At 70.0% G+C, this 18,002-nt stretch carries 16 protein-coding genes; 7 read left to right on the top strand and 9 right to left on the bottom strand.

Going from position 1 to position 18,002, the window contains the following annotated elements:
- Positions 1-239: 239 nt before the first annotated feature.
- Positions 240-1,838 carry an ABC-F family ATP-binding cassette domain-containing protein gene (locus tag ABIC52_RS01475; RefSeq protein WP_354026423.1) on the bottom strand — a complete coding sequence of 533 codons (1,599 nt, stop codon included), beginning with the start codon at positions 1,836-1,838 and terminating at the stop codon, positions 240-242.
- 74 nt (positions 1,839-1,912) lie between these two features.
- Here ABIC52_RS01475 and ABIC52_RS01470 point away from each other — a divergent pair, with 74 nt between their 5' ends.
- Positions 1,913-2,554, top strand: a complete 642-nt coding sequence (locus tag ABIC52_RS01470) for a biotin transporter BioY (protein WP_354026422.1) — start codon at positions 1,913-1,915, stop codon at positions 2,552-2,554.
- A 256-nt stretch (positions 2,555-2,810) separates the two neighbouring features.
- Here ABIC52_RS01470 and ABIC52_RS01465 read toward each other — a convergent pair whose 3' ends face one another.
- From ABIC52_RS01465 to sufB, 5 genes are read right to left on the bottom strand one after another with little or no spacing between them, the layout of a single operon-like run.
- On the bottom strand, positions 2,811-3,140 hold the full coding sequence (locus tag ABIC52_RS01465; protein WP_022902786.1) for a metal-sulfur cluster assembly factor: 330 nt from the start codon (positions 3,138-3,140) through the stop codon (positions 2,811-2,813).
- Positions 3,140-3,907 carry a Fe-S cluster assembly ATPase SufC gene (sufC, locus tag ABIC52_RS01460; RefSeq protein ID WP_066654406.1) on the bottom strand — a complete coding sequence of 256 codons (768 nt, stop codon included), beginning with the start codon at positions 3,905-3,907 and terminating at the stop codon, positions 3,140-3,142. Before sufC ends, ABIC52_RS01465 begins: the two co-directional genes overlap by 1 nt.
- A gap of 58 nt (positions 3,908-3,965) precedes the next feature.
- Positions 3,966-4,292, bottom strand: a complete 327-nt coding sequence (locus tag ABIC52_RS01455) for a non-heme iron oxygenase ferredoxin subunit (RefSeq protein ID WP_435526052.1) — start codon at positions 4,290-4,292, stop codon at positions 3,966-3,968.
- Positions 4,292-5,623: a Fe-S cluster assembly protein SufD gene (gene sufD / locus ABIC52_RS01450; RefSeq protein WP_354026421.1), complete on the bottom strand. Its 1,332-nt coding sequence runs from the start codon at positions 5,621-5,623 to the stop codon at positions 4,292-4,294. The genes ABIC52_RS01455 and sufD overlap by 1 nt, the downstream gene beginning before the upstream one ends.
- Positions 5,624-7,042, bottom strand: coding sequence for a Fe-S cluster assembly protein SufB (gene sufB, locus ABIC52_RS01445; RefSeq protein ID WP_126892075.1), 1,419 nt, complete (start codon positions 7,040-7,042; stop codon positions 5,624-5,626).
- A 250-nt stretch (positions 7,043-7,292) separates the two neighbouring features.
- On the opposite strand from sufB, the gene ABIC52_RS01440 reads away from it, so the two are divergent.
- Positions 7,293-8,279 carry a COX15/CtaA family protein gene (locus ABIC52_RS01440; protein WP_126892076.1) on the top strand — a complete coding sequence of 329 codons (987 nt, stop codon included), beginning with the start codon at positions 7,293-7,295 and terminating at the stop codon, positions 8,277-8,279.
- A gap of 559 nt (positions 8,280-8,838) precedes the next feature.
- Here the strand turns inward: ABIC52_RS01440 and ABIC52_RS01435 are convergent.
- Positions 8,839-9,783 carry a heme o synthase gene (locus tag ABIC52_RS01435; protein WP_126891149.1) on the bottom strand — a complete coding sequence of 315 codons (945 nt, stop codon included), beginning with the start codon at positions 9,781-9,783 and terminating at the stop codon, positions 8,839-8,841.
- Between the two features lie 373 nt (positions 9,784-10,156).
- On the opposite strand from ABIC52_RS01435, the gene tkt reads away from it, so the two are divergent.
- The 5 genes from tkt (at position 10,157) to pgl (ending at position 17,067) form a co-directional block, all read left to right on the top strand.
- The gene (tkt, locus tag ABIC52_RS01430; RefSeq protein WP_354026420.1) at positions 10,157-12,250 is read left to right on the top strand and encodes a transketolase; all 2,094 of its coding nucleotides are present in this window, start codon (positions 10,157-10,159) and stop codon (positions 12,248-12,250) included.
- Between the two features lie 155 nt (positions 12,251-12,405).
- Complete coding sequence (gene tal, locus ABIC52_RS01425; protein ID WP_126891147.1) at positions 12,406-13,518, top strand: transaldolase; 1,113 nt, start codon at positions 12,406-12,408, stop codon at positions 13,516-13,518.
- Between the two features lie 191 nt (positions 13,519-13,709).
- Complete coding sequence (gene zwf / locus ABIC52_RS01420; RefSeq protein ID WP_126891146.1) at positions 13,710-15,248, top strand: glucose-6-phosphate dehydrogenase; 1,539 nt, start codon at positions 13,710-13,712, stop codon at positions 15,246-15,248.
- A complete protein-coding gene (locus tag ABIC52_RS01415; protein ID WP_126891145.1) occupies positions 15,245-16,189 on the top strand; it encodes a glucose-6-phosphate dehydrogenase assembly protein OpcA in 945 nt (314 codons plus the stop codon). The genes zwf and ABIC52_RS01415 overlap by 4 nt, the downstream gene beginning before the upstream one ends.
- A gap of 107 nt (positions 16,190-16,296) precedes the next feature.
- Complete coding sequence (gene pgl / locus ABIC52_RS01410; protein WP_126891144.1) at positions 16,297-17,067, top strand: 6-phosphogluconolactonase; 771 nt, start codon at positions 16,297-16,299, stop codon at positions 17,065-17,067.
- 241 nt (positions 17,068-17,308) lie between these two features.
- On the opposite strand, the gene ABIC52_RS01405 is transcribed toward pgl, so the two are convergent.
- Together ABIC52_RS01405 and secG are read right to left on the bottom strand one after the other, a co-directional pair.
- Positions 17,309-17,668, bottom strand: a complete 360-nt coding sequence (locus tag ABIC52_RS01405) for an RNA polymerase-binding protein RbpA (RefSeq protein ID WP_209677209.1) — start codon at positions 17,666-17,668, stop codon at positions 17,309-17,311.
- A gap of 3 nt (positions 17,669-17,671) precedes the next feature.
- Positions 17,672-17,923, bottom strand: a complete 252-nt coding sequence (gene secG, locus ABIC52_RS01400; RefSeq protein ID WP_058727797.1) for a preprotein translocase subunit SecG — start codon at positions 17,921-17,923, stop codon at positions 17,672-17,674.
- Positions 17,924-18,002: the final 79 nt, after the last annotated feature.

Raw genomic sequence — 18,002 nt, 5'->3', positions numbered from 1 at the left:
CCCCCCCGCCCGCCCCCCCCCCCCCCCCCCCCCCCCGGGGCGGCCCCCCCCCCCCCCCCCCCCCCCCGGCCCCCGGCGGGGGAGACGACCAGGGGGGGGCGGGCGGGGGGGGGGGGGCGCGACCCCCCCCCGCGGCGGCAGCCGGTGGGCGTGTCGAAGGGGGGGGGGGTGCCCCCGGGGGGGGGGGGGGGGGGGGGGGGGGGCGGGCGGCCCCCCCGCCTCCCGTCCGTCACGGGTCGCTACGCGAGCTCGATGAGCTCCGCGTAGTCCTTGTTCCAGTGGTCCTCGGTGCCGTCCGGCAGCAGCAGCACCCGCTCGGGGTTGAGCGCGTCGACCGCGCCGGCGTCGTGCGACACGAGCACCACGGCGCCCTCGAAGCCGGCCAGCGCATTGAGGATCTCCTCGCGCGACGCCGGGTCGAGGTTGTTCGTGGGCTCGTCGAGCAGCAGCACGTTCGCGCCCGAGACGACGATCATCGCGAGCGACAGACGGGTCTTCTCGCCGCCGGACAGCACGCCGGCCTTCTTGTACCCGTCGTCACCGGTGAACAGGAACGAACCGAGCACGCGCCGCGCCTCGGTCTCGTTGAGGTCCGTCGACGCCGACACCATGTTCTCGATCACGGTGCGGTTCACGTCGATGTTCTCGTGCTCCTGCGCGTAGTAGCCGATCCGCAGACCGTGACCCGGCAGGATCTCGCCGGTGTCCGGCTGGTCCGCGCCCGCGAGGATCCGGAGCAGCGTCGTCTTGCCTGCACCGTTGAACCCGAGGATGACCACGCGCGACCCACGGTCGATCGCCAGGTCCACCCCGGCGAAGATCTCGAGCGAGCCGTACGACTTCGACAGGCCCTCGGCCATCAGCGGGGTGCGACCGCAGGGCGCCGGCGTGGGGAAGCGGATCTTCGCGACGCGGTCGGCGACGCGCTCGTCCTCGAGTCCTGCGAGCAGCTTGTCCGCGCGCGCGACCATCTGGTGCGCAGCGGCCGCCTTCGATGCCTTCGCGCCGAACCGGGCCGCCTGGTCCTTGAGCGTCGCAGCCTTCTTCTCGGCGCCGGCACGCTCCTTGCGGCGGCGCTCCTCGTCGGCCACGCGCTGCCGCTGGTACAGCTTCCAGCCCATGTTGTAGACGTCGATGGTCTGGCGGTTCGCGTCCAGGTAGAAGACGCGGTTGACGACCTCGTCCACCAGCTCCACGTCGTGGGAGATGACGATGACGCCGCCCGGGTAGGTCTTGAGGTGCTCGCGGAGCCACACGACGGAGTCGGCGTCGAGATGGTTCGTCGGCTCGTCGAGGATCATCGTCTCGGCGTCCGAGAACAGGATGCGCGCGAGTTCGATGCGACGACGCTGACCGCCCGAGAGCGTCTTGAGGGGCTGGTCGAGGATGCGGTCCGGCAGCTTGAGGTTGGACGCGATCGACGCCGCCTCGGCCTCGGCCGCGTAGCCCCCGAGGGCGTTGAACTGGTCGTCGAGGCGGCTGTAGCGACGCATGGCCTTCTCGGCGGTGTCCGGGTCCTCGCTGGCCATGTCGAGCGTCGCCTGGCGGATCCCCTCGACGAGCTCACCGAGCCCTCGGGCGTCGAGGATGCGCTTGCGGGCGGAGTCCTCGGGGTTGCCCGAGCGCGGGTCCTGCGGCAGGTAGCCGATCTCACCGGAGCGCTCGATCTTGCCGTCGGTCGGCTGCGCCTCGCCGGCGAGGGCCTTCGTCATCGTGGTCTTGCCGGCGCCGTTGCGCCCGACGAGCCCGATCTTGTCACCCTTCTCGACACGGAAGGACACGTGCTCCATGAGGAGGCGAGCGCCCACGCGGATCTCGAGGTCGTGCACGGCAAGCACAGGAGGACGTCCAATCAGTTGGTGATGTGCACAACGACGTGTGCGGGAGGTGCACCGCTACGCTGACGGGACCGATGGTCCTCGAACGGGACCAGCAGTCCATTCTAGGAGAATCCATGACGAACGCCACCGGGTTCGCTCGCCGCGCAGTCCTCGCCGACCGTCTTCGCACCTCGGGGCTCGCCACCGACGCCGCCCTGGTCGCCGGCGGTGCCCTGTTCACGGCCGCGATGGCACAGCTCCAGGTCCCGATGTGGCCGGTCCCGATCACCGGGCAGACCCTGGCCGTCGTGCTGGTCGGCGCCACGCTCGGCGCCCGACGCGGCATGCTGTCGCTGCTCGTCTACGCCGTCGCGGGTCTCGCGGGGGCGCCGTTCTTCGCCGAGTTCTCCGGCGGCCTCGCAGCCCTGGCCTCGCCGAGCTTCGGCTACGTCATCGGCTTCGTGCCGGCGGCCGGTCTGGTCGGTTGGCTCGCCCGCCGCAACTGGGACCGCAAGGTCGGCCGGGCGACGGTGGCGATGCTCCTCGCGAGCGCGATCCCGTTCGTGACGGGGCTGCCCTGGCTCGCTGTGGTGCTCGGTCAGCTCGGCGCGCCGAACGACCTGCAGTCGGTGCTCGCCGCCGGCCTCTACCCGTTCGTCGTCGGTGGCGTCGCCAAGGCGCTCATCGCCGCGGGCGTCCTGCCCCTGGCGTGGAAGCTGATCGGCCGCCGCTGACGCGTCCTGCTCCGCCGACGGGCCCCGCACCTCCTGGTGCGGGGCCCGTCGCCGTTCCGGCCCGGGTGGCTGTCTCGCTTCGCGAGCGAGCACGACACGCCGCGCGACGAACGCCGGGCGGGTGATGTCCGTCGCGGAGACCGGTTGAGCGTGACGGATCGTGCCCGCTCGGCGCGGCGGGGGTGCTGCACCGACGACGGACGGGAGGCGCGGTGCCAGCTGGCACCGTGCCTCCCGTCCGTTGCGGTGGTGGCGTCTAGATCGAGAAGCCGAGCGCGCGCATCATCTCGCGCCCGTCGTCGGTGATCCGCTCCGGACCCCACGGCGGCATCCAGACCCAGTTGATGCGGAACGCGTCGACGATGCCGTCGAGCGCGTTCGCCGTGTCGCCCTCGATGACGTCGGTGAGCGGGCAGCCCGCGCTCGTCAGCGTCATGCTGATCACGAGCGCGTTCGCTTCGTCGTCCATCGCCAGGTCGTAGATCAGGCCGAGGTCGACGATGTTGACGCCGAGCTCCGGGTCCTGGACCTCCTTGAGGCCCTCGACGACCTCGTCGAACTTCTCCGGGGAGAGTGCGGTGATCATCAGTTGCCCGCCGCAGCTGCCTGGACGTAGCGGTCGTAGCCCTCGTTCTCGAGGCGCTCGGCGAGCTCGGGGCCGCCCTGCTCGGCGACCTTGCCCGCGACGAAGACGTGCACGAAGTCCGGCTTGATGTAGCGGAGGATGCGCGTGTAGTGCGTGATGAGGAGCACGCCGAGGCCGGTGGCGGCCTTCGCGCGGTTGACGCCCTCGGACACGATCTTGAGCGCGTCGACGTCGAGGCCCGAGTCGGTCTCGTCGAGCACGGCGAACTTCGGCTTGAGGAGCTCGAGCTGCATGATCTCGTGGCGCTTCTTCTCGCCGCCCGAAAAGCCCTCGTTCACGTTGCGCTCGGCGAACGACGAGTCCATCTTGAGGTCGGCCATCGACTGGCGGAGGTCCTTGACCCAGCCGCGGAGTGCGGGGGCCTCGCCGTCGATCGCGGTCTTCGCGGTGCGCAGGAAGTTCGACACCGTCACGCCGGGGATCTCGACCGGGTACTGCATCGCGAGGAACATGCCGGCACGGGCGCGCTCGTCGACGCTCATCGCGAGGACGTCCTCGCCGTCGAGGGTGATCGAGCCACCGGTCACGTTGTAGCGCGGGTGCCCGGCGATCGTGTACGCCAGGGTGGACTTGCCGGAACCGTTCGGCCCCATGATCGCGTGGATCTCGCCCTCGTTGATGGTGAGGTCGACACCCTTGAGGATCTCCTTGGTGCCCTGATCGGTGTCGATCGAGACCTGGAGGTCGCGGATTTCGAGAGTGGACATTGCGTTCCTTCGGTTGCAGCTGGTGTGCGGCGTCAGCCGCGGAGGAGAGTGGGGTCGGTCAGTCGACGGGGACGGTGTCGTGCACGTCGACGTAGACGTCGCCGTCACGGACCTCGACCCGGAAGACCGGAACCGGCTCGTACGCCGGGAAGTTCTGCGGCTTGCCGGTGGCCAGCGAGAACCGGGACCCGTGGGCCCAGCACTCGAGCGTGTCACCCTCGACGAAGCCCTCGGCCAGGGAGATGTCCCCGTGCGTGCAGGTGTCGCCGATCGCGTGCACGGTGCCGGCGGAGTCCTTCACGATCGCCACGGCGGTGCCGTCCACGACGACGCGCATCGGGCTGTCGACGGCGATCTTGGACTCGGCGCAGACCTTCTCGGCCATCAGGCGTCCGCCTGCTCGGCCTCGGGCTCCGCTGCGACGACCGCGGTGCGGCCGTCGGCGAGCTCCTGCTCGACGGCAGCGATCAGGCGCTCCTCGAGCTCGGGCGCGCCGATCTTCTGGATGACCTCGACCAGGAAGCCGAGGACGACGAGGCGACGTGCTTCCTCCTCGGGGATGCCGCGGGCCTGCAGGTAGAAGAGCTGCTCGTCGTCGAAGCGACCGGTCGCGCTGGCGTGCCCGGCACCCTCGATGTTGCCCGTCTCGATCTCGAGGTTCGGGATGCTGTCCGCGCGCGTGCCGTCGGTCAGGACGAGGTTGCGGTTCTGCTCGTACGAGTCGGTGCCGTCACCGGCGCGGCCGATGAGCACGTCACCGATCCAGACCGTGTGCGCGCCCTCGCCCTGCAGTGCGCCCTTGTAGTTGACGCGCCCGCGGGTGTTCGCGGCGTCGTGGTTCACGTACACCTGCTGCTCGATGTACTGCCCGGCGTCGGCGAAGTACACGCCGTACATCTCGGTGTCGGCACCCTGCGCGCCGAGGTGCGTCGAGGGGTTCACCCGGACGACGTCGCCGCCGAGCGAGACCACGACGTGCTTGAGGAAGGCGTCGCGACCGACCTCGGCGAACTGCGTCGACACGTGCACCGCGTCGTCGTCCCAGTCCTGCAGGCTGACGACCGTGAGCCGGGCGCCGTCGCGGACCACGATCTCGACGTTCTCGCTGAGGAGCGCCGACCCGCGGTTGTCGATCACGACGATGCCCTGCGCGTGCTGCTCGGCCGTGATGACCGTGTGCGCCGCGCGGGCCTGCGTGCCGAAGTCCGAGCGGGTGATCGAGATCGACTCGTGTGCCTCGGTCGCCTTGACGGTGACCTTGAGCACGGCGTCGCGTGCGGTCCAGGCCGCCGCCGCGGCACGGTCCTCCGGGAGGCCCGCGGAGCCGACGAGGGGGTCGTCGCTGCGGCCCCACTCGACGTCGGCGCCCTCGGTCTGTCGGGCGAGGAACGGGTAGGCGGAACCGTCGAGGCCGCCGTCGAGGAGCGGCTGGAGCTTCGCGAGCGGCGCGAACTTCCAGTTGACCTCGCGGCCGGTGACCGGCGGGAAGGCGTCGAGGTCGCCGGACTGCGGGCGCTCCGAACGGGTCTGGACCGGGACCTTCGAGTCCCAGCCGCCGTCGGAGTGCGCCTGAGCGCCGTGCTGGTCGGTGCCCTGGCCCTGCGCCGACGGCGCCTGCTGGCCCTGCGCCACGGCGGACGGCTCGACCGGCTGGTCGATGTGCGGAGCGGGGCTCGCCCCGTCGGTCGGTGTCGGGTTGGTGCTGGTGTTCGACATCTAGCCGACGGATCCTTCCATGCTCATCTCGATGAGCTTGTTGAGTTCGAGCGCGTACTCCATCGGGAGCTCGCGGGCGATGGGCTCGATGAAGCCGCGGACGATCATGGCCATGGCCTCGTCCTCCGGCATGCCGCGCGACATGAGGTAGAACAGCTGCTCCTCGCTCACGCGGGACACCGTGGCCTCGTGGCCGAGCTGCACGTCGTCGACGCGGATGTCGATCGCCGGGTACGTGTCGCTGCGGCTCACCGTGTCGACCAGCAGCGCGTCACAGCGGACCGTGTTCGCGGCGTGGTGCGCGGCCGGGTCGACCCGAACCTCGCCGCGGTAGCCGGCGCGGCCGCCGCCGCGGGCGATCGACTTCGACACGATGGACGACGTCGTGTACGGCGCCATGTGGATCATCTTCGCGCCGGCGTCCTGGTGCTGGCCCGGACCGGCGAAGGCGACCGACAGGGTCTCACCCTTGGCGTGCTCACCGGCGAGGTAGATCGACGGGTACTTCATCGTGACCTTGGACCCGATGTTGCCGTCGATCCACTCCATCGTGGCGCCCTCGTGCGCGATCGCGCGCTTGGTGACGAGGTTGTAGACGTTGCTCGACCAGTTCTGGATCGTCGTGTAGCGCACGCGGGCGTTCTTCTTCACGATGATCTCGACGACCGCGGAGTGCAGCGAGTCCGACTTGTAGATCGGTGCCGTGCAGCCCTCGATGTAGTGGACGTAGGAGTCCTCGTCCGCGATGATCAGCGTCCGCTCGAACTGGCCCATGTTCTCGGTGTTGATCCGGAAGTAGGCCTGCAGCGGGATCTCGACGTGCACGCCCTTCGGGACGTAGACGAACGACCCACCGGACCACACGGCGGTGTTCAGCGCGGCGAACTTGTTGTCGCCGGCCGGGATGACCGAACCGAAGTACTCCTCGAAGAACTCGGGGTGCTCACGGAGCGCCGTGTCCGTGTCCATGAAGATGACGCCCTGCTGCTCCAGGTCCTCGCGGATCTGGTGGTAGACGACCTCGGACTCGTACTGGGCGGCGACGCCGGCGACGAGGCGCTGGCGCTCGGCCTCGGGGATCCCAAGGCGCTCGTAGGTGTTGCGGATGTCCTCGGGGAGCTCTTCCCAGGTCTGGGCCTGCTTCTCGGTGGACTTCACGAAGTACTTGATGTTGTCGAAGTCGATGTCCGACAGGTCGGCACCCCACGACGGCATGGGCTTGCGGTCGAACAGCGTGAGCGCCTTGAGACGGAGCTTGTGCATCCACTCGGGCTCGTTCTTCCGGCCGGAGATGTCACTGACCACCTCGTCCGACAGACCGCGGCGCGCAGACGCACCGGCCGTGTCGGAGTCGGACCAGCCGAACTCGTACTGGCCGAGCCCTTCGAGTTCTGGACGGTCGATGAGCACGTCGGACATGGTCTCCTCGTTTCCTTCTCGCGGCAGCGTCTGTCGGGACAACCCGTGACGTCCGGACGCCATTCCACCGCAGACCTCCGACAGGAGTCCCGCGGCGTTGCTGCCTCGCAACGTCGATGGTCCCACGCAGTCGTCCGACCGATCGGCGATCTCGGCCCATTCGGAGCCGGCGCCTGCCTAGACTTGACTGCTGCTGAACCCTCGAATCCTACAGGTTCACCGCACGGAACAACAGGAAGGCACCACCCTCGTGACTCGCGTCGGACCCACCGTCGAGCAGGGCGTCCGCCCCGGCACCCGCGACCAGCGGTGGTGGTCGCTCCCCCGCGCCGTCGACCCCCGCGTGATCTGGCTCGCCTGGGCCTCCTTCGTGGTCGAGGTCGTGCTCATCGGCACCGGTGGCCTCGTGCGGCTCACGGCCTCCGGGCTGGGCTGCCCGACCTGGCCGAAGTGCACCGCCGAGTCGCTCGTGTCGACGCCCGAGATGGGCATCCACGGCGTGATCGAGTTCGGGAACCGTCTGCTCACCTTCGTGCTGGTGATCGTCGCGGTCGCGATGTTCCTGCTCGTGGTCCGGATGCGCCGCACCCGTCCCGAACTGTTCTGGCTCGCCTTCGCCCAGGGCATCGCGATCCCGGTGCAGGCCGTGATCGGTGGACTCAGCGTCCTCACGAACCTCAACCCCTTCGTCGTTGGCCTGCACTTCGTGGTCTCGACGACGCTCGTCGCGGTCACGGCGACGCTCGTGTACCGCTCGATGAACGGCCCGCGGACCGCGGCCCGACTCGTCCCCGGCTGGTACACCGGCCTGGTCCGCGGCACGGTCGCCGCCGTGGTCGTCACCGTCCTGGTCGGCATCCTGACGACGGGCTCCGGCCCGCACGCAGGAGCGAGCGAAGCGGTCGACGGCGGGCGGCTGCACCGCACCGGGTTCGACCCGCAGCTCATGGAGCACCTGCACGCGATCCCGGCCTACGTGCTCTTCGCCCTCACCCTCGCGCTCGTCGTCGGCGCGGTCGTCCTCCGTCTGTCGAGCCGCTGGGCGCTCGTCCTGCTCGTCGTCGAGTTCGTGCAGATCGCCGTCGGCCTGACCCAGGCACGCACGGGCCTGCCGGTCGGCCTGGTGGGGACGCACATGGTGCTGGCCGGGCTCCTCGTCGGCGCCGTCACGGTCGTCGTGCTCTCGACGCGCGGCAGCGCCGGGCGCGGGGCCGTCCGGGAGCCCGTCGCCGCCTGACCGGCCTCCGCCCAGTCCCGCTTCCGACGTCCCACGCGTCGCCTCCGTCTCGAGCGCCGACGCGTGGGACGTCGTCGTCCGGACGACCCCGGTCCCGCGGCCGCGCTCGAGACGCCGGCGTCGGCGCAGGACGCCGCGGGCAGCGTGAGGCGCCTCCGGATCCGGCCCCGTCCCGCGCGGACGCGACCGTCTCCCGGAGACGCCCCCGTCTGACGCCCCGCGGTGCCCGCCCGGCCACGGTGCGGACGGGAGGCCCGGCACCAGCCCGCCCCGCGCCTCCCGTCCGTCGCCCGCTCGCCACGCCGCGGCTGGTTGCGACGTCCGCGTCGTCGTACGACAGCGGCACCGCCGCCAGCGTCGGCCACCCGACCGCGACCCGGGTCGTCGACGGCCCACTGCGACATCCCCGCCGTCGTACGACAGCGGATCTGTCGCAGCACCCGCGCGCGCCCCGCCCGCACGCGCACCACCCACAGCAGCGCGTACGCACCCGCGCCGCCACACACGACGGCGCCGCCGGCGGACCTACGGCGCTGTGGTGCGCGGGGCAGAGCCCGCGCTAGATCGTGAAGGTGAAGACCTGCGGCAGCAGCGGGTCGATGCCCACGGCGATGAACAGCAGCGTCAGGTAGGTGATCGAACTGTGGAAGACCCGCATCGGCTGGACGTGCTCGACGTGCTGGATCGCCCGCGAGTACAGGCGGTGCGACTCGACGACGAACCAGATGCCACCAGCGAGTGCGACGACCGTGTAGAGCGGGCCCATGTTCGCGACCGGGATCAGCAGCAGCGAGCAGACGAGCGTCGCCCAGGCGTACAGGACGACCTGCAGTCCGACGACCGTGCGACCGCGGACGACGGCGAGCATCGGGACGTCGGCGGCGTCGTAGTCGTCGCGGTACTTCATCGAGAGCGGCCAGTAGTGCGGCGGCGTCCAGAGGAAGATCACCATGAAGAGGATGATCGGTGCCCAGGTCAGCGACCCGGTCACGCCGGCCCAACCGATGAGCACGGGCATGCATCCGGCCGATCCGCCCCACACGATGTTCTGCGGGGTGCGACGCTTGAGCCAGAGCGTGTAGACGCAGACGTAGATCAGGATGGCGATGACGCTGAGCGCGGCGGCGAGCCAGTTGACCAGGAAGCCGAGGACCGCGGTCGACAGGACGGCCAGCGTCCACGAGAACACCAGCGCCTCCTTGTCGGAGAGCTCGCCGGTGACCAGGGGCCGCTGGCTCGTGCGCTTCATCAGTCGGTCGATGTCGCGGTCGATGTAGCAGTTGAACGCCGAAGCCGAACCCGCGGACATCGCGCCGCCGAGCATCGTCCAGAACACGAGCCACAGGTCGGGGACCCCGCGCTCCGCCAGGAACATCGTCGGAGCGGTCGTGACGAGGAGCAGCTCCATGACCCGGGGCTTCGTCAGCGAGACGTACGCCCGGACCTTGCGGGACAGCGTCGAGCGGGGTCGATCGGTGTCGGGCCGGGTCGCGGTGGCAGTCAACAGGGGAACCTCAGTCCGTTCGCGTCAGCTCGCACGCTCGGTGGGCGGCTCCGTCACCGTCGGGGCGTGCGTCGACCCGGAATGCACACGGGTCAGCAGTAGTTTAGGCCATCGAGGCGCCGCGAGGATGCCCCGCCTCGCCGACCGGGCCGACCGCCCGACACGGCACCGTCGTCACCTGGACACCTTCTGAGAGCGTTGTCACTATGCTGGACACGCCCTCCCGCATCGTGTGCCCCGAAGACGTCGGCCGCGAAGAGCCGGTCGGCCGCCGCTCGACGGCGACACGACACACGGCCCCGGGACGGCGATCATGTCCGTGCGATGGCACGAGCCCTCGCACATGTCGCAACAACGAAGGGTCAACATCCAAGTGGCTGAATTCACCTGGGACGCCATCGACCGGAAGGCCGTCGACACGGCGCGCGTCCTCGCCGCCGACGCGGTCGAGGCCGCCGGCAACGGTCACCCCGGCACCGCGATGAGCCTCGCGCCGGTCGCCCACCTGCTCTTCCAGAAGGTGATGCGTCGCGACCCCAGCGACTCCACCTGGATCGGCCGCGACCGTTTCATCCTGTCCGCCGGACACGCCTCGATCCTGCAGTACGTGCAGTTCTACCTGCACGGCTACGGCCTCGAGCTCGAGGACCTGCAGCACCTGCGCAAGTGGGGCTCGAAGACCCCGGGTCACCCGGAGTACGGCCACACCGACGGCGTCGAGATCACCACCGGCCCGCTCGGCCAGGGCCTCGCCTCCGCCGTCGGCTTCGGCTACGCGCAGCGCTTCGAGCGCGGCCTGTTCGACCCGGAGACCGCCGACGGCGAGTCGCCCTTCGACCACTTCACCTACGTGATCGCCGGTGACGGCGACATGCAGGAGGGCGTGACGAACGAGGCCGCGAGCCTCGCCGGCCGTCAGCAGCTCGGTCGCCTGGTCGTCTTCTACGACTCGAACCAGATCTCGATCGAGGACGACACCGACATCGCGTTCTCCGAGGACGTCGCCGCCCGCTACGAGGCGCTCGGCTGGCACGTCCAGCACGTCGACTGGAAGAAGACCGGCGAGTACTCCGAGGACGTCGAGGAGCTCCACCGCGCAGTCGAGGCCGCCAAGGCCGAGACGACCAAGCCGTCGCTCATCGTCCTCAAGACGATCATCGGTTGGCCGTCGCCGACCAAGCAGAACTCCGGCAAGATCCACGGCTCGGCGCTCGGCGCCGACGAGCTGAAGGGCCTCAAGGAGGTCCTCGGCTTCGACGCGGACAAGACCTTCCACGTCGACCCCGAGGTGCTCGAGTACACCCGCGGTGCGATCGCCAAGGGCCAGGAGCAGCACGCCGAGTGGAACAAGACCTTCGACGCGTGGGCTGCGGCCAACCCCGAGAAGAAGGCGATGCTCGACCGCATCAACGCCGGTGAGCTCCCCGAGGGCCTCGAAGAGGCGCTGCCCGTCTTCTCCACCGAGAAGGCCGTCTCGACCCGTGCCGCCTCCGGCAAGGTCATCAACGCGATCGCGCCGCTCATGCCCGAGTTCTGGGGTGGTTCCGCCGACCTCGCCGAGTCGAACCTGACCACGATCGAGGGCGCGAAGTCCTTCGGTCCGGCCGAGGCCTCGACGAAGACCTGGTCGACCGACCCGTACGGCCGCGTGCTGCACTTCGGCATCCGCGAGCACGCGATGGGCTCGATCCTGTCCGGCATCGTGCTGCACGGGAACACCCGCCCCTTCGGCGGCACGTTCCTCATCTTCAGCGACTACATGCGTCCGGCCGTCCGTCTCGCCGCGCTCATGAAGGCGCCGGCGATCTACGTCTGGACCCACGACTCCATCGCCCTGGGCGAGGACGGCCCGACGCACCAGCCGATCGAGCAGATCACCGCGCTCCGTGCGATCCCGGGTCTCGACGTCGTCCGTCCGGCCGACGCGAACGAGGTCTCCTACGCCTGGCTCGAGATGCTCAAGCACAAGGACCGCCCGGCCGGCATCGCGCTGAGCCGCCAGAACCTCCCGGTGTTCGAGCGCGGCGAGGGCGACGCCTCCGGCGACACGCTCGCGTCGGCGAAGAACGTCGCCAAGGGTGCGTACGTCCTGGCCGAGGCGCCGAACGGCACCCCGGACGTGATCCTCATCGCGACCGGTTCCGAGGTCCAGATCGCGGTCGACGCACGCGAGCAGCTCAAGGGCGAGGGCATCAACGCCCGCGTCGTGAGCGCCCCGTCGCTCGAGTGGTTCTTCGAGCAGTCGGAGTCCTACCGCGAGCAGGTCCTGCCGAAGGCCGTCACCGCGCGCGTCTCTGTCGAGGCCGGCATCGCCATGAGCTGGCGCGACATCGTCGGCGACAAGGGCCGCAGCGTGTCGATCGAGCACTTCGGTGCGTCGGCCGACTACCAGCGCCTGTTCGCCGAGTTCGGCTTCACCACGGAGCACGTGGTCGCAGCCGCCAAGGAATCGATCGCAGCGTCCTGACCCACGAGGGGCCGGATCCGGTACGCCGGGTCCGGCCCCTCTGCCGGGAGGCACGCAGCGGGCCCGTCCCGCGCCTCCCGGCCCACAGACCACGACACCACGGCCCCGGTCGCGTCACGCAGACCGGGCCGGTCGACGAAAGAAGAAGAGAAACCATGGCTGAGAACACCCCCACCGCCGCCCTCTCCGAGGTCGGCGTGAGCATCTGGCTCGACGACCTGTCGCGCGAGCTCCTCGAGACCGGCAAGCTCACCGAGCTCATCGAGCAGAAGAACGTCGTCGGCGTCACCACGAACCCGACGATCTTCGCCTCGGCCCTCGCCAAGGGCGAGCGCTACGACGCGCAGGTCAAGGAGCTCGCGGCGAAGGGCACCGACGTCACCGAGGCGATCTTCGAGATCACCACGCAGGACGTCGCGAACGCCTCCGACGTCTTCAAGCCGATCTACGACGAGACCAAGGGCTTCGACGGCCGTGTCTCGATCGAGGTCGAGCCGGGCCTCGCCCACGACACGCAGAAGACCATCGAGCAGGCGAAGTTCCTGTTCGAGAAGGTCGGCCGGGAGAACGTCCTCATCAAGATCCCCGCGACCCTCGAGGGTCTCGAAGCCATCACCGAGGTCATCGGCGCCGGCATCTCCGTCAACGTCACCCTGATCTTCTCGCTCGAGCGCTACCGCGCCGTCATCGACGCCTACCTCGGTGGCCTCGAGAAGGCCAAGGCCGCCGGCCACGACCTCTCGAAGATCCACTCGGTCGCCTCGTTCTTCGTGTCGCGCGTCGACTCCGAGATCGACAAGCGTCTCGACGCCGTCGGCACCGACGAGGCGACGGCCCTGAAGTCGAAGGCCGGCATCGCCAACGCGCAGCTCGCCTACCAGGTCTGGACCGAGCAGTTCGCGACCGAGCGCGCCCTGGGCCTGCTCGAGTCGGGTGCGAACACGCAGCGTCCGCTCTGGGCCTCGACCGGTGTCAAGGACCCGTCGCTGCCCGACACGCTCTACGTGACCGAGCTCGCCGCGCCGAACACCGTCAACACGATGCCGGGCAAGACGCTCGACGCGACGTTCGACCACGGCGAGGTCCACGGCGACGCGATCGCCGGCTCGTACGAGGGCGCGCAGCAGGTCATGGACCAGATCGCCGCGGCCGGCGTCGACTACGACGAGGTCGTCGCACTGCTCGAGAAGGAGGGCGTGGACAAGTTCAACGTCTCCTGGGGCGAGCTCGTCGACACGGTGAAGACCGCGCTCGAGAACAGCAAGTAAGCACCACAGGAGCCTGCGTCCCGGTGACGGGACCACCGTCGACGGGACGCAGGCACCCACGGTCAGGACCGGCCCGCCGGAGCCGCGACGAGCCTCCCGGCCGGTCCTGACCACCACGACGGCGGAGTCGCCGCTGCCACCGCAGCGTCGCGCTCCGCCGTCTCCGTTCGACCCTCAAGGAGTCCACACCCATGTCACCGGTGGCGATCACCCCGGAGCACAACCCGCTCCGGTTGCCGACCGACCGACGTCTGAACCGGATCGCGGGTCCCAGCACCCTCATCATCTTCGGCGTCACGGGCGACCTGTCCCGCAAGAAGCTGATGCCTGCGGTCTACGACCTGGCGAACCGAGGGCTCCTGCCCCCGGGCTTCGCACTCGTCGGGTTCGCCCGGCGCGACTGGGAGGACCAGGACTTCTCCCAGCTCGTGCACGACGCGGTCCGGGACCACTCCCGCACCCCCTTCGACGAGGCCGTCTGGAAGCAGCTCGAGCAGGGCATCCGCTTCGTGCAGGGCTCGTTCGACGACCCCGAGGCGTTCCTCGAGCTGAAGCGCACCGTCGACGAGCTCGACGCCGAGCGCGGGACGCTCGGGAACCACGCCTTCTACCTGTCGATCCCGCCGAAGATGTTCCCGGTGGTGACCGAGCAGCTCAAGGTCTCGGGCCTCACCGAGAAGCGCGAGGGCTCGTGGAGCCGTGTCGTCGTCGAGAAGCCGTTCGGCTCCGACCTCCGTACGGCACGCGAGCTGAACGCGATCGTCGAGAGCGTCTTCGCGCCCGACGACGTCTTCCGAATCGACCACTACCTCGGCAAGGAGACCGTCCAGAACCTCCTGACGCTCCGGTTCGCGAACCAGATGTACGAACCCATCTGGAACTCGAACTACGTCGACCACGTGCAGATCACGATGGCCGAGGACATCGGCGTCGCCGGTCGAGCCGCGTACTACGACGGCATCGGCGCCGCACGCGACGTCATCCAGAACCACCTGCTGCAGCTCCTCGCCCTCACCGCGATGGAGGAGCCCGTCTCGTTCAAGGCCGCGGACCTGCGTGCCGAGAAGGAGAAGGTCCTCTCCGCGGTGCGCCTGCCCGAGGACCTCGCCACGGCGACCGCCCGCGGGCAGTACGACGGTGGCTGGCAGGGCGGCGAGAAGGTGCTCGGCTTCCTCGAGGAAGCGGGGATGGACCCCGAGTCCACGACCGAGACCTACGCGGCGATCAAGCTCGACATCGCGACCCGCCGCTGGCAGGGCGTCCCGTTCTACCTGCGTGCCGGCAAGCGCCTCGGCCGCCGCGTCACCGAGATCGCGATCGTCTTCAAGCGCGTCCCCGAGGACGTCTACGGCAACACGCAGGCGCCCCTCGGCCAGAACGCGCTCGTCATCCGTGTCCAGCCGGACGAGGGCGTCACGCTCCGCTTCGGCTCGAAGGTCCCCGGCGTCGGCACGCAAGTGCGCGACGTGACGATGGACTTCGGCTACGGACACGCGTTCACCGAGGCCTCGCCGGAGGCGTACGAACGACTCATCCTCGACGTGCTCCTCGGCGACCCGCCCCTGTTCCCCCGTCACCAAGAGGTGGAACTGTCGTGGAAGATCCTCGACCCGATCGAGGAGTTCTGGGCCACGCAGGGCCAACCCGAGCAGTACCGTCCCGGCACGTGGGGTCCGGCGTCCGCCGACGACCTGCTCGCCCGCGACGGCCGGACCTGGAGGCGTCCATGAAGATCGACATGCCGAACACCACGGTGTCGAAGATCCAGAAGAAGCTCGTGCACATCCGCGAGGAGGGCGGCGCCGTCGCCCTCGGCCGCGTGCTGACGCTCATCATCTCGACGGCACTGGGCCACGAGGAAGAGGCGATCTCGGCCGCGAACCAGGCGTCGCGCGAGCACCCGATGCGCGTGATCATCGTGTCGAAGAACGACGGCGACACGAAGTCGCCCGGTCGTCTCGACGCGCAGATCCGCGTCGGCAGCGACGCGGGCGCGAGCGAGGTCATCGTCCTCCGCGCCTACGGCGAGACCGCGACCGACGAGGAGAGCCTGGTCACGGGCCTGCTGCTGTCGGACGCTCCGGTCGTCGCGTGGTGGCCGCAGGCCGCTCCGGAGCAGCCGGCAGCGTCCGCGCTGGGCCGGATCGCGCAGCGCCGCATCACCGACGCCGCCGCGCAGAAGGACCCGAACGGCGCGATCGAGGCGCTCGGGAAGTCCTACGTGCCGGGCGACACCGACTTCGCGTGGACCCGCCTGACGCTGTGGCGGAACCAGCTCGCCGCGGCACTCGACCAGCCGCCGTACGAGCCCGTCACCGGCGTCGAGGTCTCCGGTGCGAGCGACAGCCCGTCGACCGTCCTGCTCGCCGCCTGGCTGCAGCTGCAGCTGCAGGTCCCGGTGTCCGTCGTCACCTCGCCCCGGGCGACCGGGTCGAGCGGCATCCACGGGGTCAAGCTCGAGCGCGCCTCGGGCACGATCGACCTCGAGCGGTCCCTCGTCGACGTGGCCACCCTGTCGATGCCCGGGCAACCGACGCACGACCTGTCGCTGCCGCGGCGGAACCTGCGCGACTGCCTCGCAGAGGAACTCCGTAGACTCGACCCGGACGTCCTCTTCGGAGACGTCGTCAAGCACGGGGTGCCCCAGCTGCGCGAGACCATCGCCGGCTGAGCAACCCACACGACCGGGTGCCGGTCGGTGGTCGACACGACCACCGCCCGGACCCGGTCGGACCGAAGGCGGTCGCACCGGTCGGCCGCCACGAACACGGGAGACACGTGACCAACGAACGACGGGTACTGGTGCACCCGGACAAGCAGTCCCTCGGCGCGTCGGTCGCCGCCCGCTTCATCACGAAGATCATCGACGTGCTGGACGAGCAGGAGCGCGCCGACATCGCGATCAGTGGCGGCTCGGTGTCGACGCTGGTCCTCGCGGCGATCGGGCAGTCGCCCGCGCGGGAGAGCGTGGACTGGTCGAAGGTGCACGTCTGGTGGGTCGACGAGCGCTGGGTCGCCGAGGGCGACGCGGACCGCAACGTCACCGGGACGCAGACGGACTTCTTCGAGCACGTGGACATCCCGCAGGCGAACATCCACCCGATGGCGCCGTCCGACGCGGGCCTGTCCATCGACGAGGCCGCCGCGCAGTACGAGCGCGAGCTCCAGGACGCCGCGCCCGAGGGTGCGGTCGCACCGCGCTTCGACATCACGCTGCTCGGCGTCGGTCCCGACGGCCACACGGCGTCGCTCTTCCCCGAGTTCCCGCAGCTCGCGGTGACCGACCGTGCCGTCCTGACGGTCGACGACTCCCCCAAGCCGCCGGCGCAGCGCCTGACGCTGTCCTTCCCGGTGATCAACGCCTCGCAGCGCGTGTGGGTGATCCTGTCCGGTGCCGAGAAGGCGTCCGTGCTCGGCCTCGCGCTGGCCGGCGCTGCGGTGGACGAGGTCCCCGTCGGCGGCGTGCAGGGCCGCAAGCGCACGGTGTTCTTCGTGGACCAGGACGCCGCGCGCGACGTCCCGGAGAACCTGATCGCCTCGACGTACTAGACGCAGGCTTCTGACGGACGGGAGGCGCGGTGCCGGCTGGCACCGCGCCTCCCGTCCGTCTGTGGTCCGGTCGGCGTTCGCCAAGCGGGCCAGAACTGTCACGGTCGGCAGCGCCCGCCGACAGATCTCGCCCGATCGGCGGACGACACACGGCATGTCCTGCTCGCTCGCCGATGGTCAGCCAGTGGCACGACGAAGGCCCCCGCACCGGATGGGTGCGGGGGCCTTCGGGCGTCTGGCGCTACTTCGCGGTACCGCGGCGCTGCCGGAGCTGCTGCAGTGCGTCCTCGAGGAGCTGCGCTGCCTCTTCCTCGGTGCGGCGCTCCTTCACGTACGCGAGGTGCGTCTTGTAGGGCTCGGTCTTCGCGACGACGGGAGGGTTCTCCTTGTCACGGCCGGCCGGGAGCCCCGTGGAGGGCGAGTCGACCGTCTCCGGGATCTCGTCCTCCGGCAGGGTCGCCGAGAAGTACCGCACGACCTCGTTGCCGAGGGCGTCCCAGTACGAGACGGCCACGCGCTCCGCCTGGACGCCGCGGTCCTGCTCCCCCATCGGGCCCGCGCCGACGCGCGAGCCTCGGATTGCACTGCCTCCGCTTGCCATGGATCAGCTCCCCGCCGTGAACTTGTTGATGAGACCGAGCACGATGATGGACACGATCCAGACCAGACCGAGGATCACCGTGATGCGGTTGAGGTTGCGCTCGGCGACGCCGGACGCCCCGAGGTTGCTCGTCACGCCGCCGCCGAACATGTCGGAGAGACCGCCACCGCGGCCCTTGTGCAGGAGGATGAGGAGCGTGAGCAGGAGGCTCGTGATCGCGAGCAGGACCTGCAGCACGACGGAGAGTATCGCCACGACGTACCTTTCGTGTGAAGTCAGCCCTGCAAGTGTACCGGGCCGCAGGAGCGGCCAGGACACCGGGCAGGGCGTGGCT

This window comes from Curtobacterium oceanosedimentum (assembly GCF_040545555.1).
Classification (GTDB): Bacteria; Actinomycetota; Actinomycetes; order Actinomycetales; family Microbacteriaceae; genus Curtobacterium.
The sequence above is the reverse complement of the archived record's forward strand: the minus strand, read 5'-3'. Positions and strand labels throughout refer to the sequence as shown.